This is a genomic window from Micromonospora sp. A200 (assembly GCF_029893845.1).
Classification (GTDB): domain Bacteria; phylum Actinomycetota; class Actinomycetes; order Mycobacteriales; family Micromonosporaceae; genus Micromonospora; species Micromonospora purpureochromogenes.
Genome location: NZ_JARXXY010000042.1, coordinates 1 through 21,431 on the forward strand (window position 1 = coordinate 1; position 21,431 = coordinate 21,431).

A 21,431-nucleotide genomic window follows, 5' to 3' on the forward strand; every position below is an offset into this window, starting at 1 on the left:
GCCCCACCACCAGGTGGGGAGTCGCTCGCCCCCACGGCGAGGATCCACAACGGTGCATCGGAAACCCGGTGAACGTTAGTGGACACCGCACTAGACGCAGCACCGTAGGCACCGGCGGTCGCGGTAGGTTGCACAGTCATGGCCACAAGCGCCGACGTCCGTCACGACCTCGCCAGCCTCGCCGACCCAGGTCGGGCGGAGGCATCGAGCCGGTTTCTGCAGATGACTCCCGGTGGGTACGGCGAGGGCGACACGGCGATCGGTGTCTCCGTGCCGGAACAGCGCAGGGTGGCCGCCCGGTACTGGCGCGATCTCTCCCTGGCCGAAACGGCGAAGCTGCTGACCAGCAGCGTGCACGAGGAGAGGCTGACGGCGCTGTTCATCCTGGTGCGCAAGTTCACCAGAGGAGACGAGGAGGAACGGGGCCGGATCTTCCGCATCATCCTGGGCAACACCGACCGCATCAACAACTGGGACCTGGTGGACTCATCCGCGCCGTACATCGTCGGCCCCTGGCTGATCGACAAGGACCGCAGCGTCCTGGACCGGTTGGCCGAGTCAACCCTGGTGTGGGACCGGCGCATCGCCATCATGGCAACGTTCGCCTTCATCAAAGCCGGCGACTTCCATTGGACCTTGCGCCTCAGTGAACGGCTCCTGCACGACCCGCACGACCTCGTCCACAAGGCGGTGGGCTGGATGCTGCGCGAGGTGGGCAACCGTGACAGAGCGGCGGAGGAGAAGTTTCTGGCCCGACGTTACCGGGACATGCCGCGGGTCATGCTGCGGTACGCGATCGAAAAGTTCGACCCGCAGCGACGTAGGGAGTACCTGTCCGGCGCGGTCTAGATCAGCGGCCGCTGTCAAAGCGGCGGGGGCGGGCCCCGAGCCGCCGGCCACCATGCCCGGATGCGGCGTGGCACTGACCGTGGGTTTTGGTGCAGCCGTGCGAGACATTGGTGTTGCCCTGGTCCCCCACCGACCACGGCGCGGCATGGATGATCGCGCCCTGACCGACTGCGCCCGGCGTTTCCGCTTGCGGCCCGACTAGGCCTGCGTGTGCTGTTCGTCGCGAACGCAACGATCACGCGTGTTCCACAGTGCGTAGGCAGCCTTGAGAAACAGCACAAGGTAATCGAAAGAGCGCACGGTTCGCAAATGGAATTCTCGCCGTCTTTCTACAACCGGGCTGTGCCTGCCTTGTCAGCAGTTACGGTGCTTTAACATGACGGTTGTTCGTATTACTGCCGTGGTGCTCAGCGCCGTACTGACCACGCCCGCCGTGGCAGTCGGGTCCTCGACGTTGGCGGCGTCCGCGCCGTACGTGCCCTGCCCGGCCGTGAAGCCGCCAATGCCCCCGCCCGCCGCACCGTCGCCACCACCGGTCGGTCCCGCCGACCTGGCCGTCGGCGGCGAGACGCTGGCGACGGCGGGGCTGGCCATTCCCGCGGGCGCGTCGATGGCGCCGTCGGTGACCGCCACCTCGTGGGTCGTGGCCGACCTCGACAGTGGCGCGGTGCTGGGTGGATGCGGCCCGCACGAACACCGCACGCCCGCCAGCGTGCAGAAGATGCTGCTGGCCGCGGCCCTGATGCCTCACCTCGACCCTGCACAGGAGGTCGAGGTGACCCGGGCGGATCTGCAGGATCTCGATCCGGCCAGCTCACTGATGGGGGTGGTCGAGGGCGGCCGTTACTCGGTCGAGAGCCTGTGGCTGGGACTCCTCCTCAAATCGGGAAACGACGCGGCGAACGTGCTGGCCCGCGCCGGCGGCGGCACCGCCGGGCGGCAGGGCGGCGTGCAGGCGATGAACGACGAGGCACACCGGCTGGGCGCAAAGCAGACCCACGCGGCGACACCGTCCGGCCTGGACGGTCCCGGTCAGTACACCAGCGCGTACGACCTGGCGCTGATCGCGCGCGCCACCTACGCCCGCGCAGACTTCCGGCGATACATCGCCACCCGGGTGGCGGAGATACCGGCAAAGCCGGGAACGCCAGGCTTCTCCATCACCCACGACAACACCCTGCTGGACCACTACCCGGGGACGCTCGGCGGCAAGACGGGCTTCACCGACCTGGCGCGACAGACATACGTGGGGGTGGCGGAACGTAACGGCCGGCGGCTCGCCGTGACCCTGCTCGGCGCGGAGACCGCGCCACTGGGGAGCCTGGGCGAGGCGGCGGCCCTGCTGGACTGGGGCTTCGCTCTCCCGCCCGACGCGTCGGTCGGCCGCCTGGTCACCCCCGATGAGAAGAAGCAGGACCGTCCCATTGCCGAGGTCAGAGGCGGGCTTGACGGTCATGCTGGGGCAGGACCATCGTTCTCGTTGGCGGTCATTCTCGGCCTCGCCGCCGCCGTCGTACTGGCCGTTCTCCTCCTGGCGGCTTCCTGGCGACAAAGGGCCACGCGCCGGGCGGCCAACCCGTAGGAAGCCGGCGGTTCAGCTCCGGAGACCGGGCGGGCGCGCCGAGGCGGCCCGCCCGGTGAGACGGAATTCAGGTCGTCTGACCAACTCGGTCGACGATGGCGAGGCCAAGCACGGCCGACGATCCCGCCGAGCCGCCCACTCCGAGAAAGGTGTAGGTCTCGGGGTGGAAGACGAGCACAATTTCGCCTGAGCCGCGCGTCGATGGCCAGGTGATCCCGATGCCCGATCGGCCCGCGCCGTCCTTGACATGCTCAACGGCTTGCAGGTCCGGCGTCGTCGCCGCGGCCTCGTAGAGCGCAGCAAGGGTGCGCGGGCGTAGATAGCTGCCGGTGAGGTAGTAGAGCACGTCCTTGCCGGCGGCATTGGCGTCACCTGGTTCACCGCTGCGATGCTCGATCAGAAAGGTCCGCATGGCGGCGGCATCGGTGGGCAGGTCGGCACGGTATGCCGGTGCTGGGGTGCACCGCTCGGTCACGCCCGGAACTACCTCGCCGCCCTTGAGCACCGCCGCCCGTCCGTTCCGGCAGCCGGGCACGATGCTTTCCGTGCGAGCGGTGGCAGTGTTCTCGATGACCAGTCCGTCTCGGGTTCCGTCCACCGACATCCAGCTCTCCCGCATTCCCCGACCCTCCTGGCTGCGGGAGTAGACGAACTGGTCGGGCCGGGGTTTGACGTCGGGCACCCGCAGCGCGGCGGTTGCCGCGTTCCGGAGAACCTGGGTGGCATCGGCCCGCGCGGGCGGCGTGCTGCCACCGAGCCGGTCCGGCGCAAGCACCAGTACCGCGGCGAGCGACGCCGCGACGCCCGCCGATACCACCCCGCTGAGCACGAGCCGCCAGGCCGGTCGCCTCGAGCGAGGAAGCGTCGAGGGCACGGTCGACGTCATGGGTACGGACGACTCTGCCGTCATCGCGGCCATCGCGGTCGTCAGCCGGCTGCGGGCCGGGCTCAACCGCTCGGCCGTCGGCAGCTCGGTCTCGTCGCCGAGCTGCTGGAGCAGTCGCATCTCATCCATTGCTCAGTGCCTCCTCGATCGTGCTGGCCGGTTCGCCGCCCAACTGCTCGCGGAGCAGCCTGCGGGCTCGATTGAGTCGTGATCGCACGGTGCCGACCGGGATCGCCAGTGCGGCGGCAACCTCCTCGTACGTCAGTTCCTCCCAGGCGATCAGCAGCAACACGTCGCGATCTCCGTCGGAGAGCGTGGCCAACGCGTCGAGGAGAAGTCGGCGTAGCGATTGCGCCGTCACCACGGTGGCGACCCGGTCGGCATGTGATGCCTCGTTCGTCGCGGGGATGTGCGCCTGCCGCAGTCGGTATTCGCGCTCCTCCGTCCGCCGGTGCTGGCCGGCGATGTTGGTGGCGATCCCGTACAGCCAGGGCCGGGCGTTCGGATACGCGATGTCGAATCGATCCCGACGACGAAACGCCGCGAGGAAGGTCTCAGCGACCAGGTCGTCCGCGGCCGGCGCGCCGAGGCGCCGGGCCAGGTAGCGATGGATGTACGGCGCGTGCCGGTCGAAGATCGTGGAGAAGATCTCTGGTTCCTGCACAGACCGCGCGATGATCGCTGCGTCCGTCACCGCACCGACGTCGACATCCTTCACTCGTCGCAGGTCTCTCATGTATGGCCCTTCGCGGAGTCGGGAAGCATCACCTGTTATCCGCACCCCGTGGCCGGACGGTTCACGGACGGGACTGTAGATGTCCGCACGCGAGTGGTGCGGGCCTCTACACGCAGGTCTCGTCCATGGCGACGCGGGAAGCCCTCAAGCGCCTCGGCGACTCGCTCGGCCACTGACGCCGTTGCTGTTTCGACAGCAGAAAGGCCACCCCCAAGACTGGGAAGTGGCCTTTGACCCCGTTCGGAAGATCACCACCGCCAGGGCTGCGATGATCCGCAACAGTTGATTTAATACAGCCGCTTCACGGCAGATCCACCGGCCCGTACCGGGTCTGGACGGCCCCGGTGCTCAGCGCCCAGTAGCGGTCGCCGAACGACCAGTGCCACCATTCGGTCGGGTAGTTGACCATGCCGGCGGACGACAGCGCCCGGCCCAGGATGCCGCGATTGGTGCGGGCCCGCGGGGAGATGTCGGGTGATCCGGTGAAGCAGGCGTTGGCGCTGTCCACCGGGCTGGCGTTGACGATCGTGCCCAGGTCCAGTTCGATCCCATCGGCCGTACAGAGCGTGAGGTCGACCGTCCCGCCGGTACTGTGCGGAGCCACCTCGGGCGGCGAGATGTACTTGCTGGCCTCCACGTGCCGGCGCGCCGAGTCCCACTCCGGGTACCTGCGGCGCAGTTCGTCCTGGTAGCTCTCGAAGTAGGTCGTCTGCAGGCTGAGCGGCCGGTACCCCTCGATGACCAGCAGCCGCAGCCCTCCGGGCAGGGTCCGCTGGGCGGCGAGCAGACGCTGCACCGTCGCCTCGCGCAGGTGCGCGTACGCGCCGGCCTCGTCGGCCAGCCGGTCGTCCACCCGAAGGTCCGCGACCTGGCGTACGTCGACCAGGGCCTCGCCGTTGTCGCCGAGCCGGATGGCCGAGATCCGCCGATCGGACAACAGGATCATGACCGGTACCGCCCAGCGGCGTCGATGATCGCGCTGGCGACGGCCGTGGCCGCATGGGGCCGGCCGTGCTGGCGGGCGGCGTTGGCCAGGTCCTGGCGTCGTTCCGGGTGGTCGAGCAGCACCATGATCTCCTCGTAGAGGCGGTGGGCGGAGGCGTCGGGGCCGGCGAGCATGCGGGCGGCACCGGCGTCGGCGAGGTGCCGTGCGGTCCGCCGCTGTTCGTCGCCGCCGGTGGGGATGAGCGGGATGAAGACGCATGCCTTGCCCAGAGCGGTGAGTTCGGCCACGGTGCCGGCGCCGCTGCGCGCGACGACGATGTCCGCGGCGCTCAGGACGTCGGGCAGCTCGCCGTGGACGTAGTCGACCACCCGGTACCTGCTGCGCAGGTGTTCCGGGAGGGCGGCCGCGACCTGCCGCATCCGGTCGAGGGAGTAGTCGCCGCACTGGTGCAGCACCTGACATTTCTGCAGGAGTCCGGGGAGGATGTCGGCGATCAGGTTGTTGACCTGGACGGCGCCCTGGGCGCCGCCGGTGACGTACACCAGCGGCAGGCGCGGATCCAGGTGGTACGCGGCGAGCGCCCGGTCGCGGTTGCCCGTGAGGATCTCGGGCCGGATCGGGTTGCCGGTGACCACCGCGCGGGTTCTCGCTCGGGCGGGCAGATGGTCGATGGAAGACTCGTGACTCAGCAGGACTCGATCGGCGAGGCGGGCGAGGATCCGGTTCGCCAGCCCGAGCGTGAGGATCTGCTCGTGCATGACCAGCGGGCGGCGGGTCATCCAGGCGGCGATCCCGATCGGGACGGAGACGTATCCGCCGGTGGAGAAGACCACCTCGGGCCGGGTGCGCACCACGATCATGATGGCCTGGAAGATGCCGAGCGGCACGCGGAAGGCGTCGGCGATGTTGCGGCCCCACTCGTGCAGATTCGGCGAGCGGCGCAGTTTGCCGGTGGTGATCGCCGTGAAGGGAATGCCCTCCTGCCAGGCGATTCTGGCCTCCAGTCCGTGCTCGACGCCCACCCAGCGGACGTCCGGTGCGGTGCCGGCTTCCGCCAGCCGGTCGCGGAGTGTATGGATCGTGGTCAGCGCCGGGTAGGTGTGCCCACCCGTTCCTCCGCCCGTGACGATCATGCGGAGACCACGGAGATGTTCCGCGGTGTAGACGGCCATCAGCAGGGACTCGGGCAGGGGGAGGCGGTGTCGCGGCTCTGCAGTGCGCCCTGGATGAGGATGTCGAGCAGTGCGGAGTAGCCGACGCCGGCCCGCTGCCAGATCTGCGGGTACTGGGAGGCGGCGGTGAATCCGGGGAAGGTGTTGACCTCGTTGATCACCGGCTCCCGGTGGTCTCCGGTCCACCCTGTGCCGCGGTCGGCGTCCGGATCCGGGAGGAAGAAGTCGACGCGGAGCAGCCCACGGCAGCCGAGCGCGTGGAACGCCCGCACGGCCCGGTCCTGCAGTAGTCGGGTGGTGCCGGGGTCGAGCTGGGCCGGAATGTGGAAGACGGCACCGCCGTCGTACTTGGCGTCGTAGTCGAAGAAGGCGGCGTTCGCCACCCGGATCTCCAGCGGCGGCCCGGCCTCGACGCGACCGTCGGGGTGCTGAAGGACGCCGACGTCGATCTCGCGCCCGCGCACGGCGCCTTCGACGAGAACCTTCGCGTCGCTCTCGCGCGCGAGCCGCAGGGCGGCGGGCAGTTGCGCCCATCGTTCGACCTTGGAGACCCCCAGGCTGGAACCGGCCCGGGCCGGTTTGACGAAGACGGGCAGCCCCAGCCGCTCCTGATCCCGCGACGACAGATCCTCGTCGGGCCGCAGCGTCACCCCGTCGGCCACGCGCAGGCCGTCGGCGGCGAGGAGTTTCTTCGTGACCGGCTTGTCCATCCCCGCGGCGCTGGCGAAGACACCGTTTCCGACGAACGCGACGCCGAGCCACTCCAGCATCGACTGGACGGTGCCGTCCTCACCGTACGGGCCGTGCAGCGCCGGGAACACCACGTCCTGGTCGCCGAGGGTCCGCAGCGCCTGCGCGAACGTGGCCCGGTCGCCGTTGACCCGCCACTGGCCGTCCCGCTCGATCAGCACCTCGGTCACCTGGTAGGCGGCGGGGTCGAGGTGGGCCAGGATGCTCTCCGCCGAGCGCCGGGAGACGTCGTGCTCCCCGCTGCGCCCACCGAACAGCACCGCCAGACGAACAGTCATGATGTTGCCGCTTCCCCGTGCAGGTGTACGCGCGCCACTCGCGCGCCGATTCCGGTCAGGACTTCGTGCGGGTTGGTGCCGGCCCACCGCGCCCACTCGGCGGCCGTCGGCTCGGCCGGGTCGGGCGAGCCGGGCTCGGCGCCGGGACCGAAGACGACCACCGGATCGCCGAGCGCCACCGGCAGGTCGCCGACATCGACGACGCACTGATCCATGGCGATGCGGCCGACGATCGGGCAGCGCCGACCGGCGAGCCAGACCCACGCGCGGCCCTCGGCGGTGCGCGACAGGCCGTCGGCGTACCCGAGCGGCAGCAGGGCGAGCGTGGTCGGCCGATCGGTCACATGATCGGGGCCGTAGGACACGCCGGTACCGGCGGGCACGCGCTTCAGGTTGATCACCCTTGACCGCAGGGTCAGGGCGGGTCGCAGGCCGTAACGGCGGGGACCGGTCGCGCCGAACGGGTCGACGCCGTACATGGCCAGGCCGATCCGGCAGAGATCGAACCGGGTCTGCGGGGCGGCCAGCGCCGCCGCCGAGTTCGCCAGATGCACCACTTCGGGGTCGAGCCCGGTTTCCCGAGCGATCCGCAGCGCCTCCTGGAACGTTGACAGCTGCCGGACGATGCTCGGGCAGCCCGGCACGTCGGCGTTCGTCAGGTGGGACCACACCCCGCGTACCCGGACGCTGCCCTCCGCCTCGTGCTTGCGGGCCCAGGCGACCAGTTCGGGCCATTCGTCGCCGTCGGCACCGTTGCGGGACAGACCGACGTCCGCCTTGAGTTGGACCGCGGCGGGCACACCGAGTTCGGTGGCCGCGTCGGCGATCGCGCGCAGGTGGGTCAGGGTCGACACCGCGATGTCGACGTCCGCGGCGATCAGGCGGGTGAAGTCCTCGTCCGGCCGGTGCAGCCAGCTCAGGACGGGCGCGTCGATGCCCGCCGATCGCAGCGCCACCGCCTCCGTCGCCGAGGTCACACCCAGCCAGGCGGCGCCGGCCCCCACCGCAGCCCGCGCCACCGGCACCGCGCCGTGCCCGAACGCGTCGGCCTTCACCACGGCCATCAACCCGGTGCGTGCGATCGCCGCGATCGTCCGGATGTTCTCCGCGATCGCCGCAAGATCGATCACGGCCTCGGCCAGCTGGACACTCTCGTTGATCACACCGGTCCCCGCGCGCCGACCACGCGTACCCGGCGTCACCCGGCAGTCCCGGGCTCGACGGGTGGTTCATCCGGCGGTTCGGCGGCCCCTTGCCCGCCGACCACGGCGGCCCGGCGCACCGCGAGCGTCTCCCGGATCCGCCGCCGGACCGCCCGCCGCAGTCGCTCGTCGCGGCGGCGTGGGTGTGCCGGTTCGACGATCATGTCCGGCTCCTGTCTGACATGACGGGAACGGTAGGCAGCCTGTGGTGAAGAACCTTTGAAGAAGGTGTTGGCCAGCTGTGCGGGAATCCCGCTCACCGCTCTCCGGAGCCCGCCCACATCGGTTCTTCACGGGTTTCGGGTTTACTTGACCCCGCAACCAGCAGGCAGGACGGGGGAAACATGAGCGCGCGGATCCTGGTCGCCGAGGACGACCCCAAGCAGGCCAACCTCGTGCGGATCTATCTCGAACGCGAGGGGCACAGCGTGCTGCTGGTCGGCGACGGGCGGGCCGCGCTGGACCAGTGCCGGTCCCGCCGGCCGGACCTGGTGGTCCTCGACGTGATGATGCCGGTCGTCGACGGCCTCGACGTGTGCCGGATCCTGCGCGCCGAATCGGACATTCCGATCCTGCTGCTGACCGCCCGTACGACCGAGGACGACGTCCTGCTGGGCCTCGATCTCGGTGCCGACGACTACCTCACCAAGCCGTACAGCCCGCGCGAGCTGGCCGCTCGGGTCCGGGCGCTGCTGCGCCGGGCCCGGGTGGTGAGCGCCGACAACCGGGCGGTGCTGCGCGTCGGCGAACTCGAGGTGGACGCCGGCCGGTTCGAGGTACGCGTCGGTGGCCGGCCGGTCGCCCTGACGGCCAAGGAGTTCGGCATCCTCGAGGTGCTGGCCGGCGAGCCCGGGCGGGCGTTCACCCGGGCGCAGATCATCGACCGGGCCTTCGGATTCGATCGTTTCGTGCTCGAACGTACCGTTGACGCGCACGTGATGAACCTCCGCCGCAAGATCGAGGACGACGTTGCCGAGCCGCAGTACGTGCAGACCGTCTACGGCCGCGGCTACCGGCTCGCCGAACCGGAGCCGGAACCGGCGGCGAAGCCCCAGGGCACGCCCGGAGCCAGCCGGTGAGTTTTCGGCTACGGGTGCTCTGGCTGGTCATCCTCGTCGCGGTGAGCGCCACCGCGGCGACCGCGTGGCTGACCCTGCGGCAGGCCTCGCAACAGATCAACGACTCGGCCACCACCGACCGGGCGCAACTCGATGAGGTCGTCGGCCGACTCACGACGTACGGCAGCCGGCACGGCACCTGGGAGGGTGTGCCCGACCTGGTGCGGGACCTGCGCGCCCAGACCGGTCAGCGGATCCATCTGGTCGCCGACACGGGTCAGGTGATCGTGGACACGGACACCCAGGAGGACCGCACCGCCCGGCCGCTCGGCACGATGGTCGGGGTCGTCGACCCGCGGCCGGTTCTGAATCTGGCCGCACTGCCAGCGGAGCCGGCGAGCCGGCAGAAAGGTGTGGCCGCTGCGATCGCCGGCTACCGCACCGGCGTGCTGTTCGCGGCCTGCCTGACACGGGAATCCGTCCCGGTTGTCGCTTCACCCACCAGCACGGGAGTTCCGCAGTTCGACGCCGGCCTGAGCGCGGCCGACGTGCGCGATCGCCCTGGTGTCGCGGACATCGTCGACGGCTGCGCCGACGTCGCGGCAGAGCCGGGCCGGCACCTGGCAGACGCTGCCTCGGTGCAGGTGTGCGGCACCTCGACGGTGGAAGCACTGGATTCCTGCCTGGCCCAGGCCTTCACCAACGACATCAACGACGTCGCGCCGGTACCCGCCCGGGTCTATCTCGGTGCTCGCGGCGATCCGGCGTCCGTGTTGACCGCCGGTCCACTGCTCGCCGCGGCAGCGGGCGTTGCGGCGGTCGCGGTCATCGGCACCGTGCTGCTGAGCCGCCGGGTGCTGCGCCCCATCGACACGCTCACCGCGGCCGCTCAGCGGCTCGGCCGGGGCGACCTCACCGGACGGGTTCCGGTGCGGGGCAACGACGAGTTGGCGGAGTTGGCCCGGTCGTTCAACCGGATGGCAGACTCCCTGCAGCGCGGGGAGGAGCGGCAACGCCGGATGGTCGCCGACGTCGCCCATGAACTGCGCACCCCGCTGGCCAACCTGCGCGGCTATCTCGAGGCGCTCTCCGACGGCGTGATCACGCCGGACCAGGATCTCTTCGCATCACTCCACGAAGAGGCGGTGCTGCAACAGCGCATCGTCGACGACCTGCAGGACCTGGCCCTGGCCGAGGCCGGCAACCTGGCGTACCACCGGGTCACGGTGGATCTGGCCGAACTCCTGGAGACCTGCCGCACCGCCCACCACGCAAGGGCGGAGTCGGCCGGGGTGTCGTTGCGCGTGGCGGCCGAGCCGGTCGCGGTACACGCCGACCCCGACCGGCTCCGCCAGGTGGTGGGCAATCTCGTCACCAACGCCCTACAGGCGACCGCTGCCGACGGCAGCATCCGCTTGGTCGCGAGCCGCGCCGACACGCAGGCGGTCGTCCAGGTCGTCGACACCGGCTCGGGAATCGCAGCGGACGCGCTGCCGCATGTGTTCGACCGGTTCTGGCGGGCCGACTCCGCACGGGGCCGCCGTACCGGGGGCAGTGGCCTCGGCCTCGCCATCGCCCGACAGATCGTCACCGATCACCAGGGCACCATCACGGTCGCGAGTGAGGTCGGCGTCGGGACGACATTCACCATCACGCTTCCCCGCGTCGACTAGCTTGATCTTCACAGCAGAAAGGCCACCTCCCGTTTCCAGGAGGTGGCCTTTCTGCTGTGAGGACCGTCGGCGAAGGCCGCACGCGGATGGAGGAGTTGGCTCTCGCGTAGGACGTCACCCGCCGCACGTTCGTCCGCAATGCACGCTGGGTGGCCGGCCTGCGCTGAGCGAGAGCTCCCTCGCCTCGCTTCGGTCGTCCCTCACGTACCCGCCGAGATTTCTCCGTGGCGCATGGGTGGTTACGCCGGCGGCGTCGCCGGCTTCGGGGCAGACAGCGCCGCGCGGAGGTGTCGGCGAGAGCTGACTCCGAGCTTGGTGAATATCTTGCCGAGGTGCCACTCCACCGTGCGTGGACTGATGAACAGCTGGGCGGCGATCTCAGAGTTGGTGTGCCCGTCTCTGGCCAGCCTGGCGATCTGGGCCTCCTGGCTGGTGAGTTCAGCGACGGCGCCGATCGTCCGCTTGCGTACCGTTTCCCCGGTTGCCAGAAGTTCCCGGCGGGCCCGCTCGGCGAAGCCGTCGGCCCCGATCCGGCTGAAGACCTCGTAGGCGGAGCGTAGCTGCGTACGGCTTTCCTGGCGGCGGTTGTGGCGACGCAGCCACTCGCCGTAGAGCAGCCGGGCGCGGGCCAGCTGGACGACGATCCGGCAGCGTCCGAGATGCTCGATCGCCTCCCGGTAGAGCGCATCGGCCTCCTGGTCGTCGCTCAGTAGCGCGCGCGAGCAGGCGGCCACGCCCAGGGCCCACTCGGTTCCACTCGCGTGGGTGCGTTCGGTGAGCTTGTCCAGCGCCGCTGCGGCAACCTCCGACTGTCCGCTGCGGGCGGCGGCCTCGATCAGTTCGGCCAGTGCCCACCCGAAGAATCCGAGATCCTCGTACTGGCAGGCGCGTGTCGCGGCGGCCAGCGCGGTGTCGTAGCGGCCGAGGCCGTTGTACAGCACGGCGGTCGCGTACTCGGCGAGGCTGAGGACGCGTCCCTCGCCCCGGGCGCCCACCTCTTCGATGGTGGTCTCGATCAGGTCCCGTGCCTGGGATTCCTGTGCACGCCAGGCGCCGAGCACCAGTGACGTGTACATCATCGGCACGCCGCCCGCCGCCTCCGAGATCGCTGTCGCTTCGTCGATCAGAACCGCCGCAGCATCGAATTCGCCGGCGTGCACGTGGAAGCCCGCCATGTAGGTCAGCGCCATCGGAAGGACGGAGAGCGCACCCGTCTCGCGGGCGATGCGGACCGCGCCGGTCGCCATCTCGTGCCACGCGTCGTCGTCCCACAGCTCCGGTGCGAGCGGCTCGGGTATCACCCGGAACGTCAGCCACAGCCAGCGCCTGTCCGAATCCGTCGCGCCGGACTGCTGCTCCTGGCGAACGATGTCCAGTGCACGCCGGAGAGCGTCGACGGTGGGAGCGCAGCGATCGATGATCAGGCCAGCCATGCTGTCCAGAAGGACGTCGACCGCCCGCGGCGGCGACGGCGGGGACGTCCGGCGCGGACCGCCTCGGCCACCTCCCGCTGCCCGGGTCCGTCACTCAGGCGGCCAGCGAAGATCGCCGCGCCCACTGCTTCCAGCAGGGTGTCACGGGCGAGGGCGCCATCGAGGGGCGCGAGCCGGTGTGCGGCGTCGAGCAGAAGCCGCGGTGCGTTGCTGCAGCGTAGCTGGGAGAACACCAGTCGGGCTCGCAACCGCTCGAGCCGGGCGCGCTGCAGGTCGTCGAGGGGGCCGGCCTCAGCGACGCCCAGCAGGCTGTCCGCCTGTGCTGTCCCGCCCGCGTCGATGTCGAGCTCAGCGGCTGCCAGTGCTCGGATGACGCGTCGCGCCGGATCGGGCGTCAGCTCCGCCGCCCGCCGCAGGAACGCCGCTGCGGCAGCGGCTCCGCCCCTGCCGTGAGCCCGGTCCGCCGAGCGTTCCAAGTCGACGGCGACGTTCTCGTCAGGCCTGGTGGCGGCCTGAGCGCGATGCCACGCTCTGCGGTCGGGATCAAGGTGGGGATCGGTGGCCTGTGCCAACGCTCGGTGCGCCGTTCGGCGGTCGGGCGGGGGCGTCCGATGGTAGACGGCAGAGCGCACCAACGGATGGTGGAATCGCACCCTGGCGCCGAACTCAACCAGTCCTTCGCTCTCGGCCGGCCCTGCGGCGTCCACCGGGATGTCCTGCAGACTGGCCGCGCGCCACAGCAGGCCGCCGTCTCCGGTCGGCTCAGCCGCAGCGGTCACCAGAAGCCGCTGACTGTCTGGAGGCAGTGACCGGAACTGCTGATAGATGGCACTCTCGACGTGGCTCACCAGAGAATGGCCGGCGGGAAGCCCGTATCCGCCCGCCAGCTCAGCGGGTGCGAGCGCGTGCGGCAGATGAAGCAGGGCCATCGGGTTGCCGTGCGCCTCGGCGACGATCCGATCCCGCACCAGCGGGTCGAGCGGCGCGCGGACGGCCGAAGCCAGCAGGGCACGCGCGTCGGGCACGCTCAGGCCCTCGACGATCAGGTCCGGCAGACCGGCCAGGTGGCGATCGTAATCGGGTTCCCGCAGGGCGAAGATCAGAGCTACCGACTCGGCCATCAACCGCCTGGCGACAAACGCCAGCACCTGCACGGACCCGACATCCAGCCACTGCGCATCATCGACGAGGCAGGCCAGCGGCTGATCCTCGGCGGCGTAGGCCAGCAGACCGAGCACAGCCAGGCCCACCAGGAACCGATCGGGCGCCTCGCCCTCGCGTAGTCCGAACGCGACGGACAACGCATCGCGCTGCGGTCCAGGCAGCTCATGAAGCTGATCCAGCATGGGCGCGCAGAGCTGATGAAGGCCGGCGAACGGAAGCCCCATCTCCGACTCGATGCCGGCGACGCCAGCCTTGCGGAAACCGGCGGCCCGGCTGGCTGCGTAGTTCAGCAACGCGGTCTTGCCGATCCCTGCCTCGCCGCGAAGGACCAGGACCGCGCTGCTACCCGCCCGCGCAGCGGCCAGCACCCGCTCCAGCGCGGCCAACTCTGCGCCCCGGCCCCGCAGTTCGACCCGCGTGTCGATGGCGGGCACCCCCATGAGTCGATCTTCCTAGTCCGCTGCTGGGCAGGTCGTGCGGCCAATACGGTGATGTTAGTCAGATCCGGTCGGCTTGCCTGTGCAAACCGCGACGCGCGACCCGACCTCGCAGGCCCGCAGCCGATCGGAACGCCCCTGCATCCAGACGCAGCATGGCGATCATTTACCACCTTTTCGCCTTACTTGCGGCCTTTCGGCCGTAGCGGCTCATGTGACGTCTCGACTGGGCCTTCCGGTCATTGTCCGATCTGCCGGGCCCCTCCACCCGTTCTTTCCGTTCACCTGCCACAGGCTCCAAGTGACCGCAGACCGCACCTGGCATGACCTAGCGGGTTCCGGCGCGAACGGAACCTCTCGGGTTCCAGACAGGGGGCCAGACCCGGGGGTTTCCCTGGGGCGACCGATGCCCGCCTCGGCGATCGTGGACGGGTCGGCGACACAGGGTCGCTGACCAGCCAGCTAGCGAGACGCAGCCTCGAACATTCCACAGGGAGGGCGATTTATGCCGGTTTAGCACAGGTCCGAGCGGCGTCTTCACCTGCGGTGCCCCCGGGAGAACGGCGCGGTGCACGCCGCTTGCCCAATGGAGGGCAGAACGCCCTTTTCGACCCCTAATGACACAGCAAAGGAAACGACATGTCTGCCACCCCGGAAGTGCGGCCGTTCAAGGTCGAGGTCTCTGAGGCGGATCTTGAGGATCTGCGCGCCCGCATCCTGGCCACCCGCTGGCCTGAGAAGGAGACCGTTGACGACCAGTCGCAGGGCCCGCAGCTCGCCACGATGAAGGAGCTCGCGCGCTACTGGGCCAACGAGTACGACTGGCGCAAGGTCGAGGCGCGGCTGAACTCCCTGCCGCACTTCATCACCGAGATCGACGGGCTGGACATTCACTTCGTCCATGTGCGTTCGAAGCACGAGAACGCCCTGCCGCTCATCGTCTCGCACGGCTGGCCGGGTTCGATCATCGAGCAGCTGAAGATCATCGAGCCCCTGACCGACCCGACGGCGCACGGTGGCAGCGCCGAGGACGCCTTCCACTTGGTGATTCCGTCGATGCCCGGCTACGGGTACTCGGGCAAGCCGACGACGACCGGCTGGGGCCCGGACCGCATCGGTCGTGCCTGGGTGACGCTGATGAAGCGCCTCGGCTACGACCGGTTCGTGGCGCAGGGCGGCGACTGGGGCGCTGTCGTCGTGGACCTGATGGCCACCGAGGCACCCGAGGGGCTGCTCGGTATCCACACCAACATGCCCGGCGTGATCCCGGCCGAGATCGACAACCTGTTCCACAAGAACATCATCGGGGCGGCCAACGCGCTGGAGAATCTGCCGGCCGGCCTGTCCGACGAGGAGCGGCAGACGTGCGAGCAGCTGGACTTCGTCTGGAAGCACGTCACCTACGCCCTTGAGATGGCGGCTCGCCCGCAGACGCTGACCGGGTTGGCGGACTCGCCCGTCTTCCTGGCGGCGTACATGCTCGACCATGACGCCGCGAGCCTGGCGCTGATCTCCCGGTCGTTCGCCGGGGTGCCCGAGGGCCTGACGCGAGACGACGTCCTCGACAACATCACCCACTTCTGGCTGACGAACTCGGGGGTCTCCGCGGCGCGACTCTACGCGGAGAACAAGTTCTCGTTCTTCGGTGTCAAGGGCACCAAGATCCCGGTCGCCGTGAGCGTCTTCCCCGACGAGCTCTACCAGGCTCCGAGGAGCTGGGCGGAGAAGGCGTACCCCAAGCTCGTCCACTACAACCGGCTCGACAAGGGCGGGCACTTCGCGGCCTGGGAGCAGCCGAAGGCCTTCGTTCAGGAGGTGCGGGCGGGCTTCCGGTCGATGCGCTGAATGACCATGTGCGAGCGGGTGCACATGTCCGCGCTCGCCGGGGCGACCGAGTGGCTCAACTCCGAGCCCCTCGGTCGCCCCGAGCAGGACCGAGACCAGCTCAAACAACCGGGCCTTCCAGCGATAGGAATGCCCAACGTGACGTCCTCTCGCCATCGGGTGCTCGCGGCCCTGGCATTGCTGGCGATCGGGCTAGGTCTCGGCGGGTGCCAGAAGGCCATCACTGTGGGCGCGGTAGACCGCTGTGGCGCCAACGTCGAGGTCAAAGCGGGCAGCGTGAGCAATAGTTCGAGCGGATGGAGGCTCGAAGCTTCGACGTGCCTGTGACGTCGCTCGAAGACCCACCCGCCGACGTGGACTACGAGGCACAGCTTGTGCTGGCAGGCGATCGCTGTCCATGACGCTTCGGCCTGGGGGTGCCCCGGCACCAGACATGCCGCGGGACGTGCAGACCTGGCTTCGGGCAGCGACGTCGTACCCGGATATGGCGGGTTCAGGCGATGAGCAGGCGAAGGCCAAGCTCTGCTGCATCGAGATCGACGAGGTCGCGGTTGCGTTCTGCCCATCGACCTGAGGCGAGGTCATCACGGAGGCTGTGCACTGCCCTCTGCTCGGCGTCCGGCCCGACTCTGGCCCAGACCGACACCCCGCGACGGACGTTCTCGTCCAGGTACGCCTCGGGCCGGCGCCAGTAGGCCTCGAAGAAGCCGTCAACGCAGTCCCACGGGATGAGCACCGGCTCCACGCGGGCTCCGATCGCGCCGGCCAGCTCGGTCAGTGAAGGCCGGCCGACAAGGATGTCCGCGACTTCGGGAAGGTAGTCGCGAGTAAGCCAGAACCGACGAAGCCATCCGGTGTCACTGGTGTCGTGCGTGAACACCACCACGCGGCGAGCAACGCGCCGCATCTCGCGCAGGCCCGCGATCGGGTCCTGCCAGTGATGGATGGTGGCAAAAGCCATCGCTGCGTCGAAGGACTGGTCCTCGAACGGAAGGCTCTCCGCGGCGGCAGCCACGCACGGCCCTGCGCCTGTGGGGCGCTGCGCACGCATGAGCGCCGACGGTTCCACCGCGGTGACGTCACGGTCGGCGGGCTCGTAGGAGCCGGTACCAGCCCCGACATTCAATACCGTCCGCGCATCGCCGAGCGCAGTCCAGACCCTTGCGGCGATCCGCGGCTCGGTGCGCCGCGTCACGGTGTAAGTGGCTCCGATGGTGTCGTACAACTGCGTGCTGGACATGTCGCCGCCCCCCTGGCTGTCACCAGCCCACACCGCGCATGGGGCTGGCGTCGCTGCCGTGGAGAGTAGGTCACGTGCGCACTTGGGGCGGACGACAGTGCAGGCGGCGATCCGGACAGCACATAGGCTGATCTATAAATCCTGGGTCACGCCTCGGCGGGCAGTGGGTCAGGAGGCTGTGGCGGGCTCTTTGGTGGGGTCGGCCGAGGTGGCGCCGTGAGTGGGGCGGCGGGTCAGGACCTGGGGGCCGGAAGCCGTGATGGCGACTGTGTGTTCGGAGTGGGCGGTGCGGGAGCCGTCGGCGGAGCGGATCGTCCAGCCGTCGTTGTCGAACTTGATCTTGTCGGTGGAGCGGCAGAACCAGGGCTCGATGGCGATGGTGAGGCCGGGTTCGAGTTTCATGCCGCGGCGGGCGCGGCCGTTGTTGGAGACGTGCGGGGCCTCGTGCATGGTGCGGCCGATGCCGTGACCGCCGAACTCGGCGTTGACGCCGTAGCCGTAGGAGTGGGCGACCTCGCCGATCGCGGCGGAGATGTCGCCGAGGCGGCCGCCGGGCTGGGCGGCGGTGATGCCGGCCTCCAGTGCGACCTCGGTGGCCTCGATCAGCTTCAGGTCGGCCGGGTCGGGGGTGCCGACGACGACGGAGAGCGCGGAGTCGGCGACCCAGCCGTCGATGCCGGCCGCCATGTCGATGCTGAGCAGGTCACCGTCCCGCAGAACATAGTCGTGCGGCAGGCCGTGCAGCACCGCGTCGTTGACCGACAGGCACAGCACGTTGCGGAACGGGCCGCGGCCGAACGAAGGGGCGTAGTCCCAGTAGCAGGATTCGGCGCCGCGTTCCTTGATCCGGCGGCGGGCGTGGTGTTCGAGGTCTATCAGGTTGACGCCGACTGCGGCGACACCGCTCAGCTCGGCGAGCAGCTCGCCGACGAACTGGCCGGTCACCGCCATCCGGCCGATCTCCTCGGCGGACTTGAGCTCGATCACGACAGCCTCCCTCTCTGCATGCGGTATTTTTATACCACGCCAGTTCGGGGATGCTCCGGTGGGATATCCTGCGGGCATGGTTCGCCAACCACTCACCGCCGAACAGATCGCAGCGGGCCAGCGCCTCGGAGCCGCCCTCCGGGCCGCGCGGGCCGGCCGCAGCCTCGTCGAGGTGGCCCTGGCAGCCGGCATGTCCCCCGAGACGCTGCGCAAGATCGAGGCGGGCCGCCTTCCCGCACCGGCGTTCGGCACTGTGGTCTGCCTCAGCCAGGCCCTCGATGTCCCCCTCAGCGACCTGGCCGACGTCTGGCTGGCCGGCATGCCCATCCGCCAGGCGTCCTAGGGATCAGCCGCGGTTGATGGTTGACACGGCGGGTTCAGAGCTTGACGACGCCGATCACGTTTTTCACCGGCACCGTTCCGTTCTGCGATGAGTCGTTGGCCACGCCTCGGTAGTCGCCGAGGAGGTAGAGCTCACCCGCCGGCACTGTGATGGGCTCGAACGCCCCCAAGGGCTCGAATTTCGATGCCTCGTTGACGTAGGGCTCGTCCTGCGCGGTGCCGTTACGGATGAGCCAGCCCTGAGCGTCGCAGCAGGCGATGGTGTCGCCGGCCACCGCCACCACTCGTAAAATCCGTGGCCGTCCATCGGGATTCCAGCCGTAGCTGTCCGGTGGATCGAACATGACGACGTCGCCCGTGCCCGGCTGGTATTCGCCCGGCTTCACTACCTTGGCGGTGACGGTCGAGCCTTCCGTGATCGTTGGCTCCATGGTGGGAGAGTTGACCTGGTAGCGCTTGTCCCGGGGGGCATCGCCGGGCGACGCGCAGGCGGCCAGGGAAACAACGAGTCCGATCAGGACGACAGCCATCCGCACGTCCGGATCATGCCAGCTTGCTTCGCGCCGTGGCGGCCCCGGGCGCGGCCGGGGACGGTCCCACGTCCGATCGGCCGGCCCGGCGGTTCGAGCGCGGGCTGCGCCAGATCAACCGGAGTACGACAGGCCGGCTGCCGGGCAGTGGCGTCGTGGGTGACGTCGCCGAATCCGCCTCTCTCAGATCACGGCGGCCCGCAAAGCGGATTGCGCCTCCCCCATTGAACGGCGGACCGTGACAGCCCGGCGCGGGACCCCCAGATCAGGTCCTCCTCTCCCCGATGCCGGCACCCTCGGGCTGAGCCGGCCCGGCACGACGCCCCGCACCCCGCGACCGGTCCGGCGGCCAGAGCCAGGTGTGCCGGGCTCTGGACGGTGGTTCAAGGCGGGACGTGGCGTGTCACTCCGTTCCGCTCGGGTAGTCCGTTCCATGGGGTGCGGACGGATCGCGGATCACGGTTTCCTGGCCGATGGTCGCAGCGCGGTGCTGGTGGACCGCGCCGGGTGGTGAACTGGTGGTGCCCTGCACGCTTCGACGCTCCGTCAGTGTTCGCCCGCCTGCTTGATGATGACGCCGGGCACTGGGTGATCCGTCCCGAGGGCAGGTTCAGCACGGAACGTGCCTACCTGACCGATACGCTCGTGCTCCGTACCGTCTTCACCACCGCGACCGGCAGCGTGGCGGTGATCGACGCGCTGGCCCTGGAACCGGGTGCGCGGGGCCATGAGGTTGGTCTGCGCTCGCCGAGGGTGCTGGCCCGGGTGGTGCGGGGGCTCTCCGGCGAGGTTCGACTACGGTTGCACTACCGACCACGGTTCGAGTACGGCCGGATGGCCGCCCAGCTGGTGCGGCAGGACGACGCGCTGGTCGCCGTAGCGGCGTCGGCCCGGCTGGATCTGCGCGCCACCGTCCCGTTGGTCTGCGAGGCCGGGGAGGCGTCCGGGTCGTTCACGGTACGGGCCGGCGAGACGCGTGGCTTCACCATGGGGTACGCACCGGCATACGGTGCCGGCCCGCCGGCGATGCTCGACGCCGAGCAGGTGATCGACAATGCCGTCGCGGGCTGGCGTTCCTTCATGGGTCTGCACGACTACCGTGGCCTCTACCGGGACCAGGTACTACGCAGCGCGCTGGTGGTGCAGGGCATGACCTACCGGCCCAGTGGCGCGATGGTGGCCGCCCCGACGATGGCCCTGCCCGAGGAGTTGGGCGGCGAGCGCAACTACGACTACCGCTACGGCTGGGTACGCGACTTCAGCTTCACGCTGGAGGCGCTGTGGCGCGTGGCCTGCACGGATGAGGTCAACCTGCAGATCGGGTGGTTGGCGCGGTCGATGGGCGTGAACGAGGGCATCGTGCCGATCATGTACGGCGTGGAGGGGGAACGGGACCTCGCCGAACACCACCTCGACCACCTCGCCGGCTACGCCGGCAGCCGCCCGGTAATGGTCGGCAACGACGCCTGGCAGCAGCGTCAGAGCGACGTGCCCGGTGAGGCGCTCGCCGCTGCCTGGCTGATGCGCGAGCACCTCGACCCGATGCCGCCGCACGTCCGCCAACTGCTGCGCGCGATGATCGAGCGGGCCGAGCAGGACTGGCACCTGCCGGACGCCGGGATGTGGGAGGCACGCGGCCCCGCACGCCACTACGTGTCCTCGAAAGTGCAGTGCTGGACGGCGTTGGACCGAGCCGTACGCTTCGGGTCCCGCCTCGGCTCCGAGGCGGACGTTGCCAGGTGGGCAGCGGCACGGGACGAGGTACGCCGAGCCGTCCTAACCCGGGGCTGGAGCGACCGGCTTGCCGCCTTCACCGCGGCGTTCGACACCGAGGAGCTGGATGCGTCGGTGCTGGTGATGCCGTTGGTCGGCTTCCTTCCCGCCGACGACCCGAGAATGCGTTCCACCATCCGGCTGATCGAGGATCGGTTGTCCCACAACGGGCTGCTACGCCGCTGGGAGGGCGACCCGGCCGGCTTCGTGATCTGCTCGTTCTGGCTGGTCAGCTGCCTGGCGCTGACCGGCGAGCGCGACCGGGCGGGGCAGCTTTTCGAGCGGCTCGCCGACCGGGCCAACGACCTGGGCCTGTTCGCCGAGCAGATCGACCCGTACAGCGGGGAAGCCCTGGGCAACTTCCCTCAGGCGTTCTCACACATCGGCCTCATCAACGCCGCCGGAGACCTCACCGACCTGGACGCCGGGCGCCACGACCTTCCGCCGGCACCAGGCCGGCTCATCCCGTCCTTTCAGGAGAGCGGTCGGCCGGAGAACGACCAGCGACGGTAAACGGACGGCGGGGCGGTCAGCCCCAAAGGTTCCTT

General features: G+C 69.7%; 17 protein-coding genes and 2 pseudogenes. 7 read left to right on the top strand and 12 right to left on the bottom strand.

The genetic code is table 11. The annotated features are described in order from the left end of the window. The first annotated feature begins 138 nt into the window (after positions 1-138). Positions 139-849 carry a DNA alkylation repair protein gene (locus tag M2302_RS28475; protein ID WP_280840904.1) on the top strand — a complete coding sequence of 237 codons (711 nt, stop codon included), beginning with the start codon at positions 139-141 and terminating at the stop codon, positions 847-849. Between the two features lie 376 nt (positions 850-1,225). Further along, positions 1,226-2,431 (top strand): serine hydrolase, encoded by a 1,206-nt coding sequence (locus M2302_RS28480; protein WP_280840905.1) that lies wholly within the window; start codon positions 1,226-1,228, stop codon positions 2,429-2,431. Between the two features lie 67 nt (positions 2,432-2,498). Here the strand turns inward: M2302_RS28480 and M2302_RS28485 are convergent, their stop codons facing one another. From M2302_RS28485 to M2302_RS28515, 7 genes are all read right to left on the bottom strand, one after another. Continuing rightward, positions 2,499-3,446 (bottom strand): CU044_5270 family protein, encoded by a 948-nt coding sequence (locus M2302_RS28485; protein WP_280840906.1) that lies wholly within the window; start codon positions 3,444-3,446, stop codon positions 2,499-2,501. Beyond that, positions 3,439-4,053 (bottom strand): RNA polymerase sigma factor, encoded by a 615-nt coding sequence (locus tag M2302_RS28490; RefSeq protein ID WP_280840943.1) that lies wholly within the window; start codon positions 4,051-4,053, stop codon positions 3,439-3,441. The genes M2302_RS28485 and M2302_RS28490 overlap by 8 nt, the downstream gene beginning before the upstream one ends. 301 nt (positions 4,054-4,354) lie before the next feature. Next, complete coding sequence (locus tag M2302_RS28495; protein WP_280840907.1) at positions 4,355-4,999, bottom strand: M15 family metallopeptidase; 645 nt, start codon at positions 4,997-4,999, stop codon at positions 4,355-4,357. Further along, the gene (locus M2302_RS28500; RefSeq protein ID WP_280840909.1) at positions 4,996-6,171 is read right to left on the bottom strand and encodes a UDP-N-acetylglucosamine--N-acetylmuramyl-(pentapeptide) pyrophosphoryl-undecaprenol N-acetylglucosamine transferase; all 1,176 of its coding nucleotides are present in this window, start codon (positions 6,169-6,171) and stop codon (positions 4,996-4,998) included. Before M2302_RS28500 ends, M2302_RS28495 begins: the two co-directional genes overlap by 4 nt. Continuing rightward, on the bottom strand, positions 6,171-7,199 hold the full coding sequence (locus tag M2302_RS28505; protein ID WP_280840910.1) for a D-alanine--D-alanine ligase family protein: 1,029 nt from the start codon (positions 7,197-7,199) through the stop codon (positions 6,171-6,173). Before M2302_RS28505 ends, M2302_RS28500 begins: the two co-directional genes overlap by 1 nt. Continuing rightward, a complete protein-coding gene (alr, locus tag M2302_RS28510; RefSeq protein WP_280840911.1) occupies positions 7,196-8,362 on the bottom strand; it encodes an alanine racemase in 1,167 nt (388 codons plus the stop codon). The genes M2302_RS28505 and alr overlap by 4 nt, the downstream gene beginning before the upstream one ends. A 35-nt stretch (positions 8,363-8,397) precedes the next feature. Beyond that, positions 8,398-8,565 (bottom strand): hypothetical protein, encoded by a 168-nt coding sequence (locus M2302_RS28515; protein ID WP_280840912.1) that lies wholly within the window; start codon positions 8,563-8,565, stop codon positions 8,398-8,400. A gap of 180 nt (positions 8,566-8,745) precedes the next feature. On the opposite strand from M2302_RS28515, the gene M2302_RS28520 reads away from it, so the two are divergent. Then, on the top strand, positions 8,746-9,480 hold the full coding sequence (locus M2302_RS28520) for a response regulator transcription factor (RefSeq protein WP_280840913.1): 735 nt from the start codon (positions 8,746-8,748) through the stop codon (positions 9,478-9,480). A gap of 41 nt (positions 9,481-9,521) precedes the next feature. Continuing rightward, entirely contained in the window at positions 9,522-11,132 is a 1,611-nt protein-coding gene (locus tag M2302_RS28525) for an ATP-binding protein (RefSeq protein ID WP_280840914.1), read from the top strand. Positions 11,133-11,371: 239 nt separating this feature from the next. Here M2302_RS28525 and M2302_RS28530 read toward each other — a convergent pair whose 3' ends face one another. Together M2302_RS28530 and M2302_RS28535 are read right to left on the bottom strand one after the other, a co-directional pair. Then, positions 11,372-12,565 (bottom strand): LuxR family transcriptional regulator, encoded by a 1,194-nt coding sequence (locus M2302_RS28530; RefSeq protein WP_280840915.1) that lies wholly within the window; start codon positions 12,563-12,565, stop codon positions 11,372-11,374. After that, positions 12,553-14,163: an ATP-binding protein gene (locus M2302_RS28535; protein ID WP_280840916.1), complete on the bottom strand. Its 1,611-nt coding sequence runs from the start codon at positions 14,161-14,163 to the stop codon at positions 12,553-12,555. Before M2302_RS28535 ends, M2302_RS28530 begins: the two co-directional genes overlap by 13 nt. 642 nt (positions 14,164-14,805) lie before the next feature. On the opposite strand from M2302_RS28535, the gene M2302_RS28540 reads away from it, so the two are divergent. Then, positions 14,806-16,011 carry an epoxide hydrolase gene (locus tag M2302_RS28540; RefSeq protein ID WP_280840917.1) on the top strand — a complete coding sequence of 402 codons (1,206 nt, stop codon included), beginning with the start codon at positions 14,806-14,808 and terminating at the stop codon, positions 16,009-16,011. 493 nt (positions 16,012-16,504) lie between these two features. Here M2302_RS28540 and M2302_RS28545 read toward each other — a convergent pair. Both M2302_RS28545 and map read right to left on the bottom strand, forming a co-directional pair. After that, positions 16,505-17,239 (bottom strand): annotated as a pseudogene (locus M2302_RS28545) (class I SAM-dependent methyltransferase); the annotation flags it as partial. A gap of 180 nt (positions 17,240-17,419) precedes the next feature. Beyond that, complete coding sequence (map, locus tag M2302_RS28550; protein ID WP_280840918.1) at positions 17,420-18,238, bottom strand: type I methionyl aminopeptidase; 819 nt, start codon at positions 18,236-18,238, stop codon at positions 17,420-17,422. Positions 18,239-18,314: 76 nt separating this feature from the next. Between map and M2302_RS28555 the strand changes: the two genes are divergently transcribed. Beyond that, positions 18,315-18,581, top strand: coding sequence for a helix-turn-helix transcriptional regulator (locus M2302_RS28555; protein ID WP_280840919.1), 267 nt, complete (start codon positions 18,315-18,317; stop codon positions 18,579-18,581). 34 nt (positions 18,582-18,615) lie between these two features. Here the strand turns inward: M2302_RS28555 and lepB are convergent, their stop codons facing one another. After that, positions 18,616-19,110: a signal peptidase I gene (lepB, locus tag M2302_RS28560; protein ID WP_280840944.1), complete on the bottom strand. Its 495-nt coding sequence runs from the start codon at positions 19,108-19,110 to the stop codon at positions 18,616-18,618. A 433-nt stretch (positions 19,111-19,543) separates the two neighbouring features. Between lepB and M2302_RS28565 the strand changes: the two are divergent. Next, a pseudogene (locus tag M2302_RS28565) lies at positions 19,544-21,396 on the top strand (glycoside hydrolase family 15 protein). Positions 21,397-21,431: the final 35 nt, after the last annotated feature.

Bases quoted from the DNA above. Each gene is read 5' to 3' on its own strand.
- M2302_RS28515 (WP_280840912.1), bottom strand. From the start codon at position 8,565: ATGATCGTCGAACCGGCACACCCACGCCGCCGCGACGAGCGACTGCGG.
- M2302_RS28490 (WP_280840943.1), bottom strand. From the start codon at position 4,053: ATGAGAGACCTGCGACGAGTGAAGGATGTCGACGTCGGTGCGGTGACG.
- M2302_RS28485 (WP_280840906.1), bottom strand. From the start codon at position 3,446: ATGGATGAGATGCGACTGCTCCAGCAGCTCGGCGACGAGACCGAGCTG.
- M2302_RS28495 (WP_280840907.1), bottom strand. From the start codon at position 4,999: ATGATCCTGTTGTCCGATCGGCGGATCTCGGCCATCCGGCTCGGCGAC.
- M2302_RS28505 (WP_280840910.1), bottom strand. From the start codon at position 7,199: ATGACTGTTCGTCTGGCGGTGCTGTTCGGTGGGCGCAGCGGGGAGCAC.
- M2302_RS28555 (WP_280840919.1), top strand. From the start codon at position 18,315: ATGGTTCGCCAACCACTCACCGCCGAACAGATCGCAGCGGGCCAGCGC.
- M2302_RS28500 (WP_280840909.1), bottom strand. From the start codon at position 6,171: ATGGCCGTCTACACCGCGGAACATCTCCGTGGTCTCCGCATGATCGTC.
- M2302_RS28540 (WP_280840917.1), top strand. From the start codon at position 14,806: ATGTCTGCCACCCCGGAAGTGCGGCCGTTCAAGGTCGAGGTCTCTGAG.
- M2302_RS28530 (WP_280840915.1), bottom strand. From the start codon at position 12,565: ATGGCTGGCCTGATCATCGATCGCTGCGCTCCCACCGTCGACGCTCTC.
- M2302_RS28475 (WP_280840904.1), top strand. From the start codon at position 139: ATGGCCACAAGCGCCGACGTCCGTCACGACCTCGCCAGCCTCGCCGAC.
- M2302_RS28520 (WP_280840913.1), top strand. From the start codon at position 8,746: ATGAGCGCGCGGATCCTGGTCGCCGAGGACGACCCCAAGCAGGCCAAC.
- M2302_RS28480 (WP_280840905.1), top strand. From the start codon at position 1,226: ATGACGGTTGTTCGTATTACTGCCGTGGTGCTCAGCGCCGTACTGACC.
- lepB (WP_280840944.1), bottom strand. From the start codon at position 19,110: ATGGCTGTCGTCCTGATCGGACTCGTTGTTTCCCTGGCCGCCTGCGCG.